Source organism: Bacteroidota bacterium, from assembly GCA_039714315.1.
GTDB lineage: Bacteria > Bacteroidota > Bacteroidia > Flavobacteriales > JADGDT01 > JADGDT01.
The window spans coordinates 1-16,034 of sequence record JBDLJM010000001.1 but is presented as its reverse complement, the minus strand read 5'-3'; the positions used below and the strand labels follow the sequence as shown (position 1 = coordinate 16,034).

15 protein-coding genes are annotated in these 16,034 nt (G+C 34.5%); all 15 read right to left on the bottom strand.

Annotated features, from left to right (window positions below):
• Positions 1–28: 28 nt before the first annotated feature.
• Positions 29–865, bottom strand: coding sequence for a geranylgeranylglycerol-phosphate geranylgeranyltransferase (locus ABFR62_00075; GenBank protein MEN8136814.1), 837 nt, complete (start codon positions 863–865; stop codon positions 29–31).
• Positions 866–945: 80 nt separating this feature from the next.
• Entirely contained in the window at positions 946–1,890 is a 945-nt protein-coding gene (locus tag ABFR62_00070) for a mevalonate kinase (protein ID MEN8136813.1), read from the bottom strand.
• A 64-nt stretch (positions 1,891–1,954) separates the two neighbouring features.
• Positions 1,955–3,043, bottom strand: a complete 1,089-nt coding sequence (gene mvaD / locus ABFR62_00065; protein ID MEN8136812.1) for a diphosphomevalonate decarboxylase — start codon at positions 3,041–3,043, stop codon at positions 1,955–1,957.
• A gap of 178 nt (positions 3,044–3,221) precedes the next feature.
• Positions 3,222–4,448: an ATP-dependent Clp protease ATP-binding subunit ClpX gene (gene clpX / locus ABFR62_00060; protein ID MEN8136811.1), complete on the bottom strand. Its 1,227-nt coding sequence runs from the start codon at positions 4,446–4,448 to the stop codon at positions 3,222–3,224.
• Between the two features lie 69 nt (positions 4,449–4,517).
• Positions 4,518–5,189: an ATP-dependent Clp endopeptidase proteolytic subunit ClpP gene (clpP, locus tag ABFR62_00055; protein MEN8136810.1), complete on the bottom strand. Its 672-nt coding sequence runs from the start codon at positions 5,187–5,189 to the stop codon at positions 4,518–4,520.
• Positions 5,190–5,297: 108 nt separating this feature from the next.
• Complete coding sequence (gene tig, locus ABFR62_00050) at positions 5,298–6,644, bottom strand: trigger factor (GenBank protein MEN8136809.1); 1,347 nt, start codon at positions 6,642–6,644, stop codon at positions 5,298–5,300.
• Between the two features lie 271 nt (positions 6,645–6,915).
• Positions 6,916–7,260, bottom strand: a complete 345-nt coding sequence (locus ABFR62_00045) for a phage holin family protein (GenBank protein MEN8136808.1) — start codon at positions 7,258–7,260, stop codon at positions 6,916–6,918.
• 338 nt (positions 7,261–7,598) lie between these two features.
• Positions 7,599–8,405 carry a glutamate racemase gene (gene murI, locus ABFR62_00040; protein ID MEN8136807.1) on the bottom strand — a complete coding sequence of 269 codons (807 nt, stop codon included), beginning with the start codon at positions 8,403–8,405 and terminating at the stop codon, positions 7,599–7,601.
• 206 nt (positions 8,406–8,611) lie between these two features.
• The gene (locus ABFR62_00035; GenBank protein ID MEN8136806.1) at positions 8,612–9,127 is read right to left on the bottom strand and encodes an OmpH family outer membrane protein; all 516 of its coding nucleotides are present in this window, start codon (positions 9,125–9,127) and stop codon (positions 8,612–8,614) included.
• 268 nt (positions 9,128–9,395) lie between these two features.
• Complete coding sequence (locus ABFR62_00030; GenBank protein MEN8136805.1) at positions 9,396–9,908, bottom strand: OmpH family outer membrane protein; 513 nt, start codon at positions 9,906–9,908, stop codon at positions 9,396–9,398.
• Between the two features lie 120 nt (positions 9,909–10,028).
• The gene (locus tag ABFR62_00025; protein ID MEN8136804.1) at positions 10,029–10,544 is read right to left on the bottom strand and encodes an OmpH family outer membrane protein; all 516 of its coding nucleotides are present in this window, start codon (positions 10,542–10,544) and stop codon (positions 10,029–10,031) included.
• Between the two features lie 64 nt (positions 10,545–10,608).
• Positions 10,609–13,104, bottom strand: a complete 2,496-nt coding sequence (gene bamA, locus ABFR62_00020) for an outer membrane protein assembly factor BamA (protein MEN8136803.1) — start codon at positions 13,102–13,104, stop codon at positions 10,609–10,611.
• 85 nt (positions 13,105–13,189) lie between these two features.
• Positions 13,190–13,927, bottom strand: a complete 738-nt coding sequence (locus ABFR62_00015) for an isoprenyl transferase (protein ID MEN8136802.1) — start codon at positions 13,925–13,927, stop codon at positions 13,190–13,192.
• Between the two features lie 29 nt (positions 13,928–13,956).
• Positions 13,957–14,604: a DUF6089 family protein gene (locus tag ABFR62_00010; GenBank protein MEN8136801.1), complete on the bottom strand. Its 648-nt coding sequence runs from the start codon at positions 14,602–14,604 to the stop codon at positions 13,957–13,959.
• 233 nt (positions 14,605–14,837) lie between these two features.
• Positions 14,838–15,722: an NAD kinase gene (locus ABFR62_00005; protein MEN8136800.1), complete on the bottom strand. Its 885-nt coding sequence runs from the start codon at positions 15,720–15,722 to the stop codon at positions 14,838–14,840.
• Positions 15,723–16,034: the final 312 nt, after the last annotated feature.

Here is a 16,034-nt window from a genome sequence, read left to right as displayed (position 1 = left end):
CTTGGAGTTTGGAGATATGAATTTCAAACTAATAAGGAACAAGAGCAATAGAAAATACTCCTGCGAGTATCAGAAGTTTAATAATATTATATTGAAGTAAGTACCATTTTACTCCTTTTAAGTACCAGAGTCCAATTACAAACACGAACAAAACCCCCATACTAAAATAAAAATACACCTCCATAGCTCCTACCTCCGAAAATCGTGTAAGCATAAAGCCTGGAATCAAGGTCAGGAACACCAATACAGAAATAACATAGCGGGAGATATTTAGAGTATATCGCACAGGAATTGTCTGATAACCATAAATTAAATCTCCATTGTAATTAAGAAGATCTTTCACCAACTCTCTGATCAGGATCAACAGATACAAAAAAGTAGCATGCAACACTATCAACTCCGAAATATGCCTGTAATAGAGAAATATCGCAAAGAAAGGAGTAATTGCAAGTAAAGAAGCGACAATATTTCCAATAAAAGTTATTTTCTTAAGTTTATGAGAATACATCCAAATCCCAAAAGCGTAAGAAAGCATAAAAAAAGCAGCCCTTACCGACACTGCTAAACTTATAATTATAGCAACAGAATTAAACAACACATAAACTCCCAGCTTTGTACGCTGACTCACAAGATTATCCAGTGCAGTTTTAGAGGGTTTATTTATTCTGTCCTTCTCAAAATCGTAAAATGCATTGATAATATATCCGGCAGCAATTACCAGTGAAGAACTAAAAACCAAAATGAACAGTGTTGGATTTAGAATTACATCCCAAACATTATCGTCGTACGAAAGAATATATATAGATGTAAGGTACTGAGCCAAAACAATAACCAAAATATTATAACCACGAACAACAGATAACAATCCGATAATTTTCCTGATATTATATTTAAGGGTTACTGAGTTGATAATTTACAAGCTTAATTAGGTATGGGGTGTATAATTTAAAATCGATAAATAACTTCCAGTTTATGATCTTTTAATGACTCTTCGGCTTTTTGGAAATCCTCGGCAAAACCTAAAATATAACCACCACCTCCGGAGCCGCAAAGCTTCATATAATAATCATCAGAATCAATCCCTTTTTGCCATAAATTATGAAAAGAGTCGGGTATCATCGGCTTAAAATTATCTAAAACCAACGAGGATAAGTCCTTCATATTTTTGAAAAGAGTTGTAAACTCACCTTTCACAAACGATTTAATACAAGCATCATTATACTTAACAAACTGCTCCTTCAACATATTACGGAAGCCTTCCTGCTTGCATTTTTCCATGAAAATATTGACCATAGGCTGCGTTTCGCCAGGCATTCCCGAATCTATAAGAAACACTGCACCCTTCCCTTCTACCATATCAGGTATACCTACAGGGTCTATTTCATTTTTAGACTTTATGAGCAATGGAATATTCAAATAACAGATTAAAGGGTCGATACCTGAACTTTTCCCGTGAAAATGAGATTCCATCTCTCCAAAAATCCTTTTCAGCTCCTGAATATTCTCCTTGGAAAGTTTAGAATTAGTATCAATCTTATCAATGGCATATTTATCGTAAAGCGCAGCAACAAGAGCTCCTGAACTGCCAACACCATAACCTTGTGGTATACTTGAATCAAAATACAGTCCATTATCTATATCAGATAACAGTGCGTCGATATTGAAATTGACATTAAAATCCTTATCAGAATTTAATTTTTCGAGATAAGAAACATAATTGCGAAGATGAAAGTTAGAATTATCCGCATCTCTACTAATTTCGCCTGAAGCGGGAAGTTTCAACGCTCCCTGATAAAAATTATAAGGTACCGACAAACCCATAGAATCTCTAATGATTCCATACTCTCCAAACAATAATACCTTCGCGAAAAATAAAGGTTTTTTATCCATATATTTATAAATAGGAAACTGACCAGCCAACTTTAGGCAATGAAATCAGCATCACTTTTATTTCTTAATTTATTTTCTCAACTCCTAAACCGAGTTCGTCACAAATATACTGCTGATTTTCACAATATACAACTAACTCATTTTCAACAAAAGACATGATCTCCTTTTTCTCTGATTTTGGATAAAGCAAGTGAACGTTAGCACCTGCATCGAGAGTAAAATACAAATTATTACCACTAGCCTCCCTATAGCTCTTAACTGCTTCAAGCACTAAAAGAGTATTAGGCTTCATCAAAATATAAGAAGGTGTTGAAGTCATCATCATTGCATGAAGTGTCAAAGCTTCATTTTCGACAATCTCTCCAAATCTCTTTAAATCTCCGTTTTGAAGAACTTCTTTTATTTCAGTAATATTCTCATTTGCCTGCTCAAATCGTTTATCTGCAAACGGGTGTCCTTCCATCAACGCATGACCAACTGTACTCGACACAGATTTCTTACCCTTATCGACAAGTAAAATAGTATCCTGAAACTCATAAAAATTGCTATGCAACTCCAAGTCAGGAACAACAGCCACTTCATTGTCAGACAGGCGATATTTTTCGTGCTCCCCCCAGATCATTACCGGCCCTTCTACTGAACGACAAGCACTTCCTGATCCTAAACGAGACAGGAAAGAAACTTTTTGTCTTGCAATTCTATTTTTTATTTCAGGGTTTATTTTTTCTTCAAACGCTACCAAACATGCCGACAATGCACTAAATCCGGAAGCTGACGATGCAATTCCACTTGAGTGCGGAAACGAATTTGAAGTATTAATTTCGAGTCTGTAATACTTCAAATACGGTGTATAAACCCTAATATTTTCGAGATATGAAGCAACTTTAACAGAAAATGATTCATTTTTTTCACCTTCAAAAAGAAGCTCAAAATCAATAGTTTCACTCTCTACCGGCTTCTTTACAAACTTAATTTCTGTTTCGGTATAGCTATTTTTCAGGGTAAAACTGATAGATGGGTTTGCCGGGATTTGGTGTCCGACTTTCCCCCAATATTTAACTAAAGCAATATTTGAAGGACTTCTCCACTTTTCGATGTGTTCATCAATTCCATCCATTTGGAGGTCTCTGGGTATAAATACTTTTGTATTCATTTATATTGTTAATTAGTAAAAATATCAAAAAAAAAAAAACGTCATCCCGACCGAGTGAAACGAGTGGAGAGATCTGTTGAATGACACTACAATCATCATGAGATTTCTCCATGCGCTATCGCTTAGTCGAAATGACGGTTTTTTATAGACTTTTTAGAGTCTTTTTGAATTTTATCATTTACACTGCTTTAAGTCTCCTCAGTTTTGACTGACTCATTTTACTTTCGGCATATTCGTGTGTGATAACAAGTTTCTCATCTCCATTTGAAGGAGCATCGAACATAGCATCTGTTAAGATTGCCTCTATAATTGATCTTAATCCACGCGCTCCAAGCTTAAACTCTACTGCCTTATCAACCATAAACTTAATCGCTGATTCTTCAATCTCCAATTTAACACCATCAATTTCGAACAACTTAATATATTGTTTTACGATAGCATTTTTTGGTTCGGTAAGAATCATTCTCAAAGACTCTTCATCTAAAGGATCCAGATGAGTCAATACAGGCAAACGCCCAATTAACTCAGGAATCAATCCGAAAGACTTCAAATCCATAGGAAGAACATATTGTAACATATTTTCTTCATCTACCTGATCCAAAAAGTCTTTTTGATAACCTATAGAACGAGTATTCAATCTATCACCTATTTTACGTTCGATACCTGAAAATGCACCTCCGGCAATAAATAGGATATTTTTTGTATTTACTTCAACAAATTTTTGATCGGGATGTTTTCTTCCTCCCTGTGGCGGAACATTGATTACGGCACCTTCAAGCAATTTAAGCATTGCCTGTTGCACTCCCTCACCCGATACATCGCGTGTTATAGAAGGATTATCGCTCTTACGTGCAATCTTATCTATCTCATCAATAAACACTATTCCACGCTCAGCTTTCTGAACATTATAATCAGCAGCCTGCAACAATCTTGAAAGTATACTTTCAACATCTTCACCTACATAGCCTGCCTCTGTAAGCACAGTTGCATCCACAATTGTGAATGGTACATTAAGCATGCGTGCAATAGTACGTGCGAGTAATGTTTTACCAGTACCTGTAGGACCTACCATAACGATATTTGATTTTTCTATCTCAACATCGTCATCAAAATCTTTCTGAAGAACTCTTTTATAGTGGTTATATACGGATACTGACAATACTTTTTTAGCATCATCCTGACCTATAACATACTGATCTAAGAATTCCTTAATTTCTTTGGGTTTCTTTAAAGTAATTTCTGAACTTACTTCCTGAACCTGCGAATTAGCAACCTCTTCTAAAACTATTCCGTGAGCCTGCTCAATACATTTATCACAGATATGGGCATCCATACCTGCTATCAGCAAGTTAGTTTCACTTTTCTTTCGTCCACAGAACGAACATGATAATTCTTGTTTACTCATGATGCAAAAATACACAAAAAAGCTACAGTGCTATTGTAGCTTCATCAATTATTTATATCCTTAATCATTTTATTTTCTGATAAGTACCTCATCGATCATGCCATAATCAACAGCTTCTTGCGAAGTCATCCAATAATCACGATCACCATCTTCCCAAATAGTTTTGTATGGCTTACCACTGTGATCAGCTATAATATGATACAACTCTTCTTTAAGCTTAGCAATCTCCCGTGCCGTAATTTCAATATCGGAAGCCTGTCCCTGAGCACCTCCCAAAGGCTGGTGAATCATTACTCTTGAATGCTTCAATGCCGATCTTTTTCCTTTTGCTCCGGCAGTTAACAATACTGCTCCCATAGATGCAGCCATACCTGTACAAATTGTAGCCACATCGGGACGAACAAGCTGCATAGTATCGTAAATACCTAATCCGGCATAAACACTACCTCCAGGCGAGTTAAGATATATTTGAATATCTTTTGAAGCATCTACTGATTCCAAAAATAACAATTGCCCCTGAATTATATTTGAAACATGATCATCGATTCCTGTTCCCAGAAATATAATTCTATCCATCATCAAACGTGAAAATACATCCATTGATGCAACATTCATCTGACGCTCCTCAATAATTGTCGGTGAAATATAACTGTTATATACAGACTCGAACTGATGCATAGTCATGCTCGAAATCCCTAAATGCTTGGTTGCGTACTTTTTAAATTCGTCTCCTAAGTTCATCATATCAGAATTATTTATTATAGAAAAGGGAATTAAATTTATGAATAAAATTTAATTCCCAGTTATATTTTTTCAAGAAGATTCTACTCTCCCTATTTTATCCTAAAATTATTTAGATATTTCAGCGATAAATTTATCAAATGTCAACTCTTTAACTTTTGCAGAAACTTTCTCTTTGTAAACAGCTAACAGTTTTTCCATTTTAACCTGCTCAGAAATTCTAGTATACTCTTCCTGATTCTGAAGGACTCTCATAGCTATATCTTCAGCTTCTTTATCCTCCATATTTGCCTGACCAAACTGAGCCATTTGAGCTTTTATCATTTGAACAGCATTACTTTTAACATCTTCAAAAGTTATTTGAATACCACTTTCAGAGAATACCTTACCTTCGATAAGCTGATACTTAAGTCCTTTTTCTGATTTTTCGTACTCTGCAGCAGCATCTTCGTCAGATATTGGATTTTCAGAAACTGACTTCAACCATTTTGTCAAAAATTCTTTTGGCAACTCTACTTCAGTTTCTTCAATAAGTTTATCAGTAACCTGATTCAGGAAATGACGATCAGTTTCTCCAATGTAAACTTTTTCAGCATCTTCCTTAATACGGGCTCTGAATGCATCTTCATTTTCTACTGTACCCGCACCATATATTTTATCGAACAACTCCTGATTTATTTCATGGTTATCGATTGTTGATATTTCGCTGATAGTAAATTGGATCTGAGTATCAAGATCTTTAACCTCTTCTACTTTCAAACCTAAGGCACTAGCAAGATTTGCATCATCTTCGTAAAGACCTTTAGTTTTGAATGTTACAACATCACCAACTTTCTTTCCTACTAATTTATTCGGATTTCTTTTTCCTTTTAAACCGGAAACAGAAATTGTACTCTCATTAGAAATACCACCTTCTTTTACAGTTTTACCGTCTTCGTTTAACTCTACGATAGTTCCGGCAACATTAGAAGCCTCTACAACTTCTTCCTGACCTACAACATTTCCGTAACGAGTAGCAAAATCTTCTACCTGCTTTTGAACCAACTCTTCATCAACAATAACTTTATACGAATTTAATCCTTTAAGTTTATCAAGTCCTACAGTAAATTCGGGAGCTATTCCCAATTCAAACTGAAAGTTGAACTCTTCACCATCCCAGTTAATATCGTCCTGGGCAACAGGAAGTGGATTACCTAAAATATCCAATTTTTCATCCTGGATATGTTTGTTAACGGAATCCTGAAGAATTTTATTTACTTCATCAATCAATACTGCTTTACCGTACTGCTTCTTAATTAACCCCATTGGAACTAATCCTTTACGGAAACCAGGGATATTTGCATTTTTACGGTAATCTTTTAAAACTTTATCAACTTGTGCTTTATAATCATCAGCAACGATTTGCACATTCAATACAGCATTTAATGCGTCTTTATTCTCTCTTGTGGCTTGCATACAATATTAATTTTTAAAAGCAATACATTAATAACAACACTAATTTCAAAACCCGATTATCCGAATTTTACCTGATGTTAATTTGATATGCCTTTTTCTACAATAGAATTACTTATTTTTTTAGCGGTGCAAAATTATAAATATTTTACGCTTTCACCTAATTAATAATCATTTAATAATCACTATTATAGGAATTAACTGCATTATCTACTTAAGACAACACGGTAAATTGTACCTATTTATTAAAAAATGAAAGTTAAGTGATGAAAAACTACTTTGTGGCTTCCTCTGTTTGATTAAAAATAGATTGCAATAGCGACAATACAAAACTAAAGAATAAAGCTGCCCAAAAACCCGATACATAAAAATCATCAACAAGCTTTCCAACCAACATTATCATAAATGCATTTATCGCCAATAAAAACAAACCAAATGTAATTACGCTTATCGGAATAGTCAGAAACACGAATATCGGACGAATAAAAACATTAATAACCGATAAGACTATAGCTACTACAAGAGCAGTAGAAAATGAATCAACTTCAACTCCGGGAATTAAATAGGCTGAAACCAACACTGCTACAGACGAAAGAATTACTTTAACTAACCAGTTCATAGTTATAATTATTTATTTCTACACAAAGATAAACAAACATTGATCTAAAAGGAGAGTATTGATATTATTTTCAACAGGAGAAGAAAAGCAAAAGAACTCACATGCATTAAAAATAACACATGACAGAACAAAAACAAACATAAGCATTTGCATTACTCCAGTTCTCAGAAACAAAAATCGAGTTTGTCATTAAAATGTAAAGCTTTGTCATATTTAACCAAACTATTCCATTAAAACTCAACCACAAAGAAAAACTCATCATATATTTGTTGAACAAATAGTAGTTTTTCATTAAACAACGCACTTAAAAGTCCATCGCCCCTTTTTTGATGGACTTTTTATTTTCCACCTAGTTCTATTTTTTCAAGATGAATATCTTCACAAAAAATAATCTTTGCGGTTTTCTCAAAAGATTCTGTAAAATCAGACACATAGAAATGATCTTTAGCCAAAGATTCATTTTCATTTAAAAGGTGAGATTTTTTCAAAAGGCTTTTTACTTCTTCAGCTACTATATCAGCTGAATTAAGTATATTCACTTCTCCGTTGTAAAACCCGTCAATCTCTTTTTCAATCAACGGATAGTGTGTACATCCCAAGATTAAAGTATCGATATCTTTTAGTGTATTATCGCATAAGTAGTTTTTTATAATGGCATGACTAATTTTATCATCATGATAACCCTCCTCAATCATAGGGACGAGTAATGGCGTAGCCAGAGAAGATGTTTTAGCTTCTAAATCTCTTCCTGCTATTTTATCAGCATATACTCTTGAGTTCACAGTTGCTTTCGTTGCAATCACACCTACATGCTTCGACCTTGTGTTTTTCCCGGCCAAATGATCAACAACGGGATCTATTACATTATAAACGGGGGTATCACCAACAAACTCCTTAACCTCATCATAAGCCATCGCTGAAGCGGAATTACAGGCTATTACAATAGCTTTTACCCCTTGTTGCAACATAAACCGGGCTATCTCCAAAGAATAAGACACCAGAGTTTCTTTCGATTTATCGCCATATGGCAGATGTTTAGTATCTCCAAAGTAAATAATTTGCTCATCAGGCAAAACGTTTTTAATCGCCCTGGCCACCGTTAGACCGCCGATTCCGGAATCAAAAATACCAATTGGTTTATTCATTTGCATGTATAATTTAAAATCAAGATAAGAAACCAGCAACCTGAGTAGTCCATGAAAAGCACACATAAAGCTGTATAAATCTCTCTCGTCGAACTCTGGTTAATATTACAACATATTCTAAATCGATCCAGTATATATTAAGATAAGTTTTAAACAAAAAAAAGTCGCTCGATGAGCGACTTTTTTTTGTTTAAGATATTCCTTTCTTACTGGATACCTAATTTTTTCTTTACCTCAGATAAAATATCCTTAGACTCTTTGGCAAACAACAATTGACCTTTTGAAGCATCGAAGATATAATCAAGACCTTTTTCTTTTGCAACTTCATCGATAGCTTTTTGAGCTCTATCTAAGATTGGTTGTAATAAATCATATCTTTTCTTCTGAAGCTCCTGCTGTGCATTTTGCTGATATGTTTGCATACGCTGTTGCATATCCTGCATCTCTTTTGCACGTGACTGGTTTATTGCATCACTTTTAGTTGCAGCTTCGGCCTCGTATTTTTTACCTTTAGTTTCAAATTCAGTGTACATAGCCTTGAACTCGTCATCAAAAGTTTTCCCTAGTGCTTGAAGTTCACCTTCAATCTTTGCACTCTCAGGCATTAATCTAATAAGCTGTTCAGAATTAATGTGTCCTAATTTCACTTGAGCTGTAGAAACTACGCTAAATCCTAAAAACATTACGGCAACTAATGCGAAAATTTTGAATTGTCTTTTCATCTGTTAAATTTTGTTATTATTTTAATTTCCAAACATAACTCACTCATAATATAACGTCAAATTTCTGATAATTATACACAGGTTCGTTAATTTGTTTTTAACCTTTCAGAATTCAATGTGATCAACACATCTCCTTCGTAAGTTATTATATTAATTTATTTATTAGTTCTTATACATACAACATCTATACCAAACTATGTACGAGAGTCGCAAATATAAAAGATGTTTTGAATTGCTTAAATTTTTTTTAATGAAATTTTTCGAAATTTTATTTAATACCTAATTTTTCTTTGACGGCAGAAATTAAATTATATACCTCATTTGAATAGGCAAGATTTCTCTGTGAAGTATCAAATACAAAATCAATATTTTTTGATTTAGCCACCTCTTCAATAGCTCTATTCATTTTTTCGATAACAGGAGCCATAAACTCCCTTTGTTTTAGCGACATATCGTTAGAAGCATTCTGTCGAAACTGCTGCATACCTTCCTCCAAACTCAACAGTTCCTGAGCTCTAACCCTATTTATTGATTCACTAATTGTCGATGCTTCAGATTCATACTTTTTTTTCTTTGCATCGTACTCCTCGTAAATAGTTTTAAACTCCTGATCGTATGACTCACCAAGCATTTGCAACCTATCACCTACCTCTTTTGTCTCGGTCATTTGAGATAAAACGAGATCAGTATTTATATATCCAAAATTAGTTTGAGCATTTATAAAATTAAATGCAAAGACCAATATCACAATTGAAATATACTTTACAACATTTTTTTTCACAGTTTAATTTACTTTACATTAAACAGTCTTTAGATTATAACAGACAGGCATGTAGAAAAAAGATCAAAAAAAAATACTTTTTAACTATTAAAAATATCCCCTTAGGACCGTTTAAAATGATTACATACCCTTTATTACCTCAAGAACTTTATCACTAATATCGTACTTCTTATTGTAATATAACATTATCAGGTCGCTGGACTTATCGAACACAGCATCATAACGTTTCTTTTTAGCTATGCTTTGAACAGCATTAAACACCTGATCCTGTATAGGCTTTACCAATTGCTTTCGCTGAGTTATCAAATCTCCCTCTGCCCCAAATCTTTTTTGCTGCAATTTTTCAATCTCCCGTACCTTTTCATCAATTTGGGTTTCTCTTTCCTCGATAAGGTCTTTTGTAAGCAAAACACGTTCGTTCTCCAGACTAATCTTTAATTTATTTAAGGTACGAACTTCTGCATCTATTTCTTTTTGCCAATCACGGGCCATCTTGTCTAACTGACTTTGAGCTTCGCGATATTTAGGTAACTTTTGCAAAATATATTCTGTATCCACATAAGCCCAACGTTGTGCATTGGCCGATAATCCAATAAAAACAAAGGATAATAGGATAATAATTTTTCTTGCTGTCATAAGATATTATCTAATTATTTAATCGCAATTTAAATAAAACTATGTTAAAAATTTATTTTATAGTTTAAAATTGTTGCCCTATGATAAAGTGCGTTTGCCATCCTGACGCTTCTGGAACCCCCAGATCAAGTTGGAATCCGGAAGGATCGAATCCATAACCGAAATCAACACCCAACATACCAAACATAGGCATGAAAATTCTAAGTCCTACACCTGCTGATCTTCTAAGTTCGAATGGAGAAACATTTGAGAATCCATCCCATGAACCACCTGCCTCGGCAAAACCAAGTGCGTAGATACTCGAACTTGGATTAAGGGTAATAGGAAAACGAAGTTCCATCGTAAACTTATTATACAACACTCCTCCGTTATTTGGAGAAAGTGAATTATTAGCATAACCTCTTAAAGCAATAACTTCACGACCGTCCATAGTAAAATTGGCCATACCATCACCTCCAACATAAAATCTCTCGAAAGGTGGTGCTCCAATGGTTTCGTTATAAGCTCCAATAAATCCAAAGGCAGCATAAGTTCTTAATACAAGTTTTTCATTCCAAAGATCAGTATACCAGTCTCCTGAGAATTTAACTTTATAATACTCCAACCACTTAAACTTAACCTTATCAGGTTCTCCTGTAAAATCTCTTCCTGAAATTGCAGAGAAAGGAGGAGTTAACTTCAAAGAAGCAGAGAAATTAGATCCTCTAATAGGGTAAATTGGATTAGGACCTGAAGAGTTTCTACCCAATGTAACCTCGTAACTAACATTATTAGAGTTACCATTTTGAAAATCGAACAAATACCACTGATAATTTGTTAGATCATAGCGTTGCAATGATAACACCTGTGATAGAGTAAAATAATCATCAGGCCATGACAGACGTTTTGTAATACCTATACTAGCCCCGGTAATTGCTAAGATCTGACTTTTATCAACATCATAAGTCAGATAGTTATAATTAAACTGACGCGAATGGTAGAAACTTGTTGATAACGATATTGGACGACGTCCACCCCACCAAGGCTCAGTAAATGAGAAACTATAACTCTGATAATTGAAAGAAGCCTGTGCTCTTAAAGACAGTCTTTGCCCGTCACCGGTTGGAAGCGGATGCCATGCTTCGGCATTAAATAAATTTCTCAGTGAAAAATTGTTAAACGACAACCCAACAGTTCCGATGAATTGTCCTCCACCCCAACCACCCTGGAGCTCAATCTGACTGGTTGATTTCTCCTGAAGTGTATATTTTATATCTACAGTATTTGTTTCGGGATGAGGTATAGGATCGACTCCAATAGCTTCAGGATCGAAGAACTGCAACTGAGCAAGTTCCCTGTAAGTTCTCATCAATTCAGATTTAGAGAACAACTGCCCGGGCTTTGTTCTGATCTCACGATATATTACATGATCATTAGTACGGGTATTCCCTTTTACGAATATCTTATTTATATGCGCAGGTTTACCTTCATGAATTCTAATTTCCAGATCGATAGAATCATTATTCACTCCAACCTCTACAGGATTAACCTGTGCAAACAAATATCCGCTATCCATATAAGCCGAACGCACATCTGCATTGTTTTGATCCGCACCTATTTTCTGATCCAAAAGAGAGCCATTATAAACATCCCCTTCTTTAATTGTTAAAATACTTTCTAATTGCTGTGTAGTAAACTTACTATTACCAACGAATTTAATTTCACCAAACCTGTATACATTACCTTCGTCAACATTTATATACAAAGCAATTCTGTTGTTATCAGGCACTATAGCTATTGAATCGCCTGTAACTCTTGCATCGCGATACCCTCTCTCCTTATAGTACTCTACTACAAGATCCAAATCAGCCTCATAATCATCTTCTATATATTTGGATGTCTTAAAAATATTCCACAAACTTTTACGCTTAGTCTCTTTCATTGCACCACGCAATTTAGAATCAGGAATATTATCATTTCCAATAAAAATGATATCATCGATTTTCACTTTATCACCGGTATCTACAAAAATGTTCATAAAAACGGCATTAGCCTCTGCGGTATCTTTCTTTGTTTTAATAGTTACTTTGGTTTCAAGGTAACCTTTATCTACAAATTTTCCGGTTATGTAGTTTTGCGTATTGATAATAAGGTCTTCAGTAACCATTTTTCCTCTGGTAAGCTTTGCCTCCTTTACAATATCTTCAGTTTTTGATCGGCTAAGCCCGGTAATATTAACTTTTGACAGGTTGGGAACCTCTACCAGATTTAATGTTAAATAAATAACATCCCCATCAATCTTTTCTACTTCGAAGTTAATATCACTAAACAAGTGCTGTTTCCAAAGTTTTTTAATGGCATTAGAAATCTCTTCGCCCGGTATCTCTACTTTAGCTCCCTTTTTCAACCCTGTAAACATAACTATTGTTTGAGGATCGTATCGGTAAGCACCTTTAACTGTTATACCTCCAAGAGTAAACTTTTGCTCGTTTCCGTATGTAGCTTCTTTAATATTTAGCTGACCAAAAACATTTACTGAAAATAATAACAGGATAGTGTAGAGTAAAATGTGGTTCTTCATGTGGTTATATATTCTAAATCGTTAGAAACTAAAATCTCAATTTCTCTTTCTTTCAATTGATTTTAATCTCTATAAAATCTTATAATTATAATTGTTCGCTTGTTTTTCCAAATCTTCTTTCCCTATTCTGATAATCTAAAATAGAGTTATATAAATCTTTTTTTCTAAAATCAGGCCATAAAATATCCAGAAAGAATAACTCTGCATATGCGATTTGCCATAGTAAAAAATTTGAAATTCTACTTTCGCCACTTGTGCGAATCACCAAATCTACATCGGGTGCTCCAGAAGTATACAAATGATCGCTAAATATTCCTTCATCAATTTCTGACGATTTCAACTTTCCATCTTTTACTTTTTGAGATATCGCCTTAACTGCATCAATAATCTCAACTTTAGAGCTGTAGCTCAAAGCCAAAGTCAAAGTCATTCTGTTGTTGTTTTTAGTTTTCTCAACAACACTCTCTAACTCTTTTTGATTCTTTAATGGAAGTTTTGTTATATCCCCAATAACTTTTAGTCTGATATTATTTTTAGTCAGAGTTTCCAGTTCATCTTTCAATGAGCTTAATAACAGAGACATTAAAGCCTCAACCTCTAACTTGGGTCTATTCCAATTTTCGGTAGAAAAAGCGTAAAGAGTAAGGTATTCAACACCTATTTCAGCAGCTCCTTCAACTGCTTCCCGTACGGCTTTAACACCATTACGATGTCCGAATACACGAAGTTTCCCCTGCTTCTTTGCCCATCTGCCATTACCATCCATTATTATGGCAATATGCTTTGGAACATTATTTTTATCTATATTATCTATCAAATCCATTATTAAAATCTTCTAATCTCCACCTCCAACTATTGCCCCAGGCAACATGGATCCCTTCCAAAAACATAGGTCAATGTAAGTCCTAATGTTGTAAACCAATCATTCGAATTAAGATTTCCAACAGACTTAATTTCCGAGGCATCCAGATTATTTGTAAATGTATATCTAAACCCTAAATCAGCCCCCAAAACCCATTTATACGAAAGAGCATACTTATATCCAACTCCAAAAGGAATTTGTATTGTTCTTCCTGATGAACTACCATCGAAAATCAATCCTCCTATTCCAAGAAACATATACGGTGTATGGTTTTTGGCAGTCCTTAAGTCATACTCCAAAAAATTCCACTCGGCCAAAATCTCACCATTACCTATATGATTTTCAAACCTTTCTCCATCACCGGCAAACTCATCACTATAACTATCATATGGATAGTTCGAATCAATGTAATTACCTGTTGATATAGAATAAAATATATTAGCCCGCAAAGCCAACCTTGGGTTTACATTCCATTTAAAAAGCCCCCCTCCGGTTATACCGTTCGGATTAACATAATAATCACTCCCAATATCTCCTATCACATTATTTCCACCGGCAAAAACACCGATTTCATAACGTTGGGAATATGAAACTTTAAAAAGTGTCATCAATACCAAAAGCAATATTGTCCTCTTCATATATTAATTCTTTACTTAAATACTTAAAAAATTGGAGACTATATATCTTTCTGTTTAAACCCTGCAAATATAAATATTTATTCATCCTATAAAAGATAAACAGATACTTTATATAACACCGAAGGAAGTAGATTATTGTGATGCAGCAATCAACAAATATGACTTGTACAAAGAAAAGGGCAACTATACGAAACAATTAAAGCCTAACATATTAAACCTGTACAAGTTAACTGTTATTCATTTCTATAATCTTCGCCCCACAACATTTTCTTTCGAAGCGTTTTTAAAAACCTTAATTCTTCGAAACGAACCATCTTAACAGCAACGTCCGATTTTTTTACTCTTAGCTTTATACCATGCGGAACAGTAATAGCCGTTGAATCTAAGGTCAACAAATAACTTTCGGCTCTACCCGTAATTTGAAGTTCTATTTCGGTATGGTCTGGTATAACGAAAGGTCTTGCATATAAATTATGTGGTGCTATTGGTGTAATTACAAGATTATTTGATCCCGGCATTATTATAGGCCCCCCACAACTTAATGAGTATCCGGTTGAACCGGTTGGGGTCGCAATTAAAATTCCGTCCCCCCAATAAGAATTAAGAAATTCACCATCCAGAAAGGCGTCAACCGTTACCATTGAAGTAGTTTCTTTTCGGTTTATGGCTATTTCGTTTAGTGCAAAATTAAACAACAACCCTTCTACCTTATCAGAAGTACTCAATTCCAGAAGACTGCGATCTTCTACTTTATAATCTCCTTTTATAATGGCATCTACTTTATTTTCTATATCCTCTTTCGAAATATTTGCCATAAAGCCTAACCTGCCGGTATTTATACCTACAATCGGAATTTCAACATCCTTTATATATCTAATAACCCGCAATATTGTACCGTCACCACCCAATGTAAACATCAGATCGACAGTAGAATCTAACCCGGCATCCTCTGTAAAAGATTCCAGTTCGGAATTTATCACCTCCAGATCAAGCAGTAACTTATTGAAATTTGCTTCAACTATTATTTCCACTTCATACTTTTCTAATGACTCAATAAGTTTCCGTGCGTAAACTTTTGTCTTATCACTTAGAGTTTGCCCAAAAATACCGACCTTCATATAAAATAGGTTACTATACCAAAGTTAAAATAGCAATAACACTTTGGTAATATTAATACAATACAAAGGTATATTTATGATAGAATTATTCAAGAAAACTTAAAAACTATATTTAATCAAAGTTTTCCATGTGTGTATTTAATGAATTTTATGCGCCTTTTCCGGCTCTTCGCTTTTAGTTTTGCTTGCTGTGACAGCTCACAATAGTTCTGTGGGGTCTTTCGCTATCGCAAAAGCCGCCACAAAACTTTGTTCGCGTATCACAGCAAGCAAAAGCTATCGCTGCTATCCGGGGCGTTAAATATTTCGGCG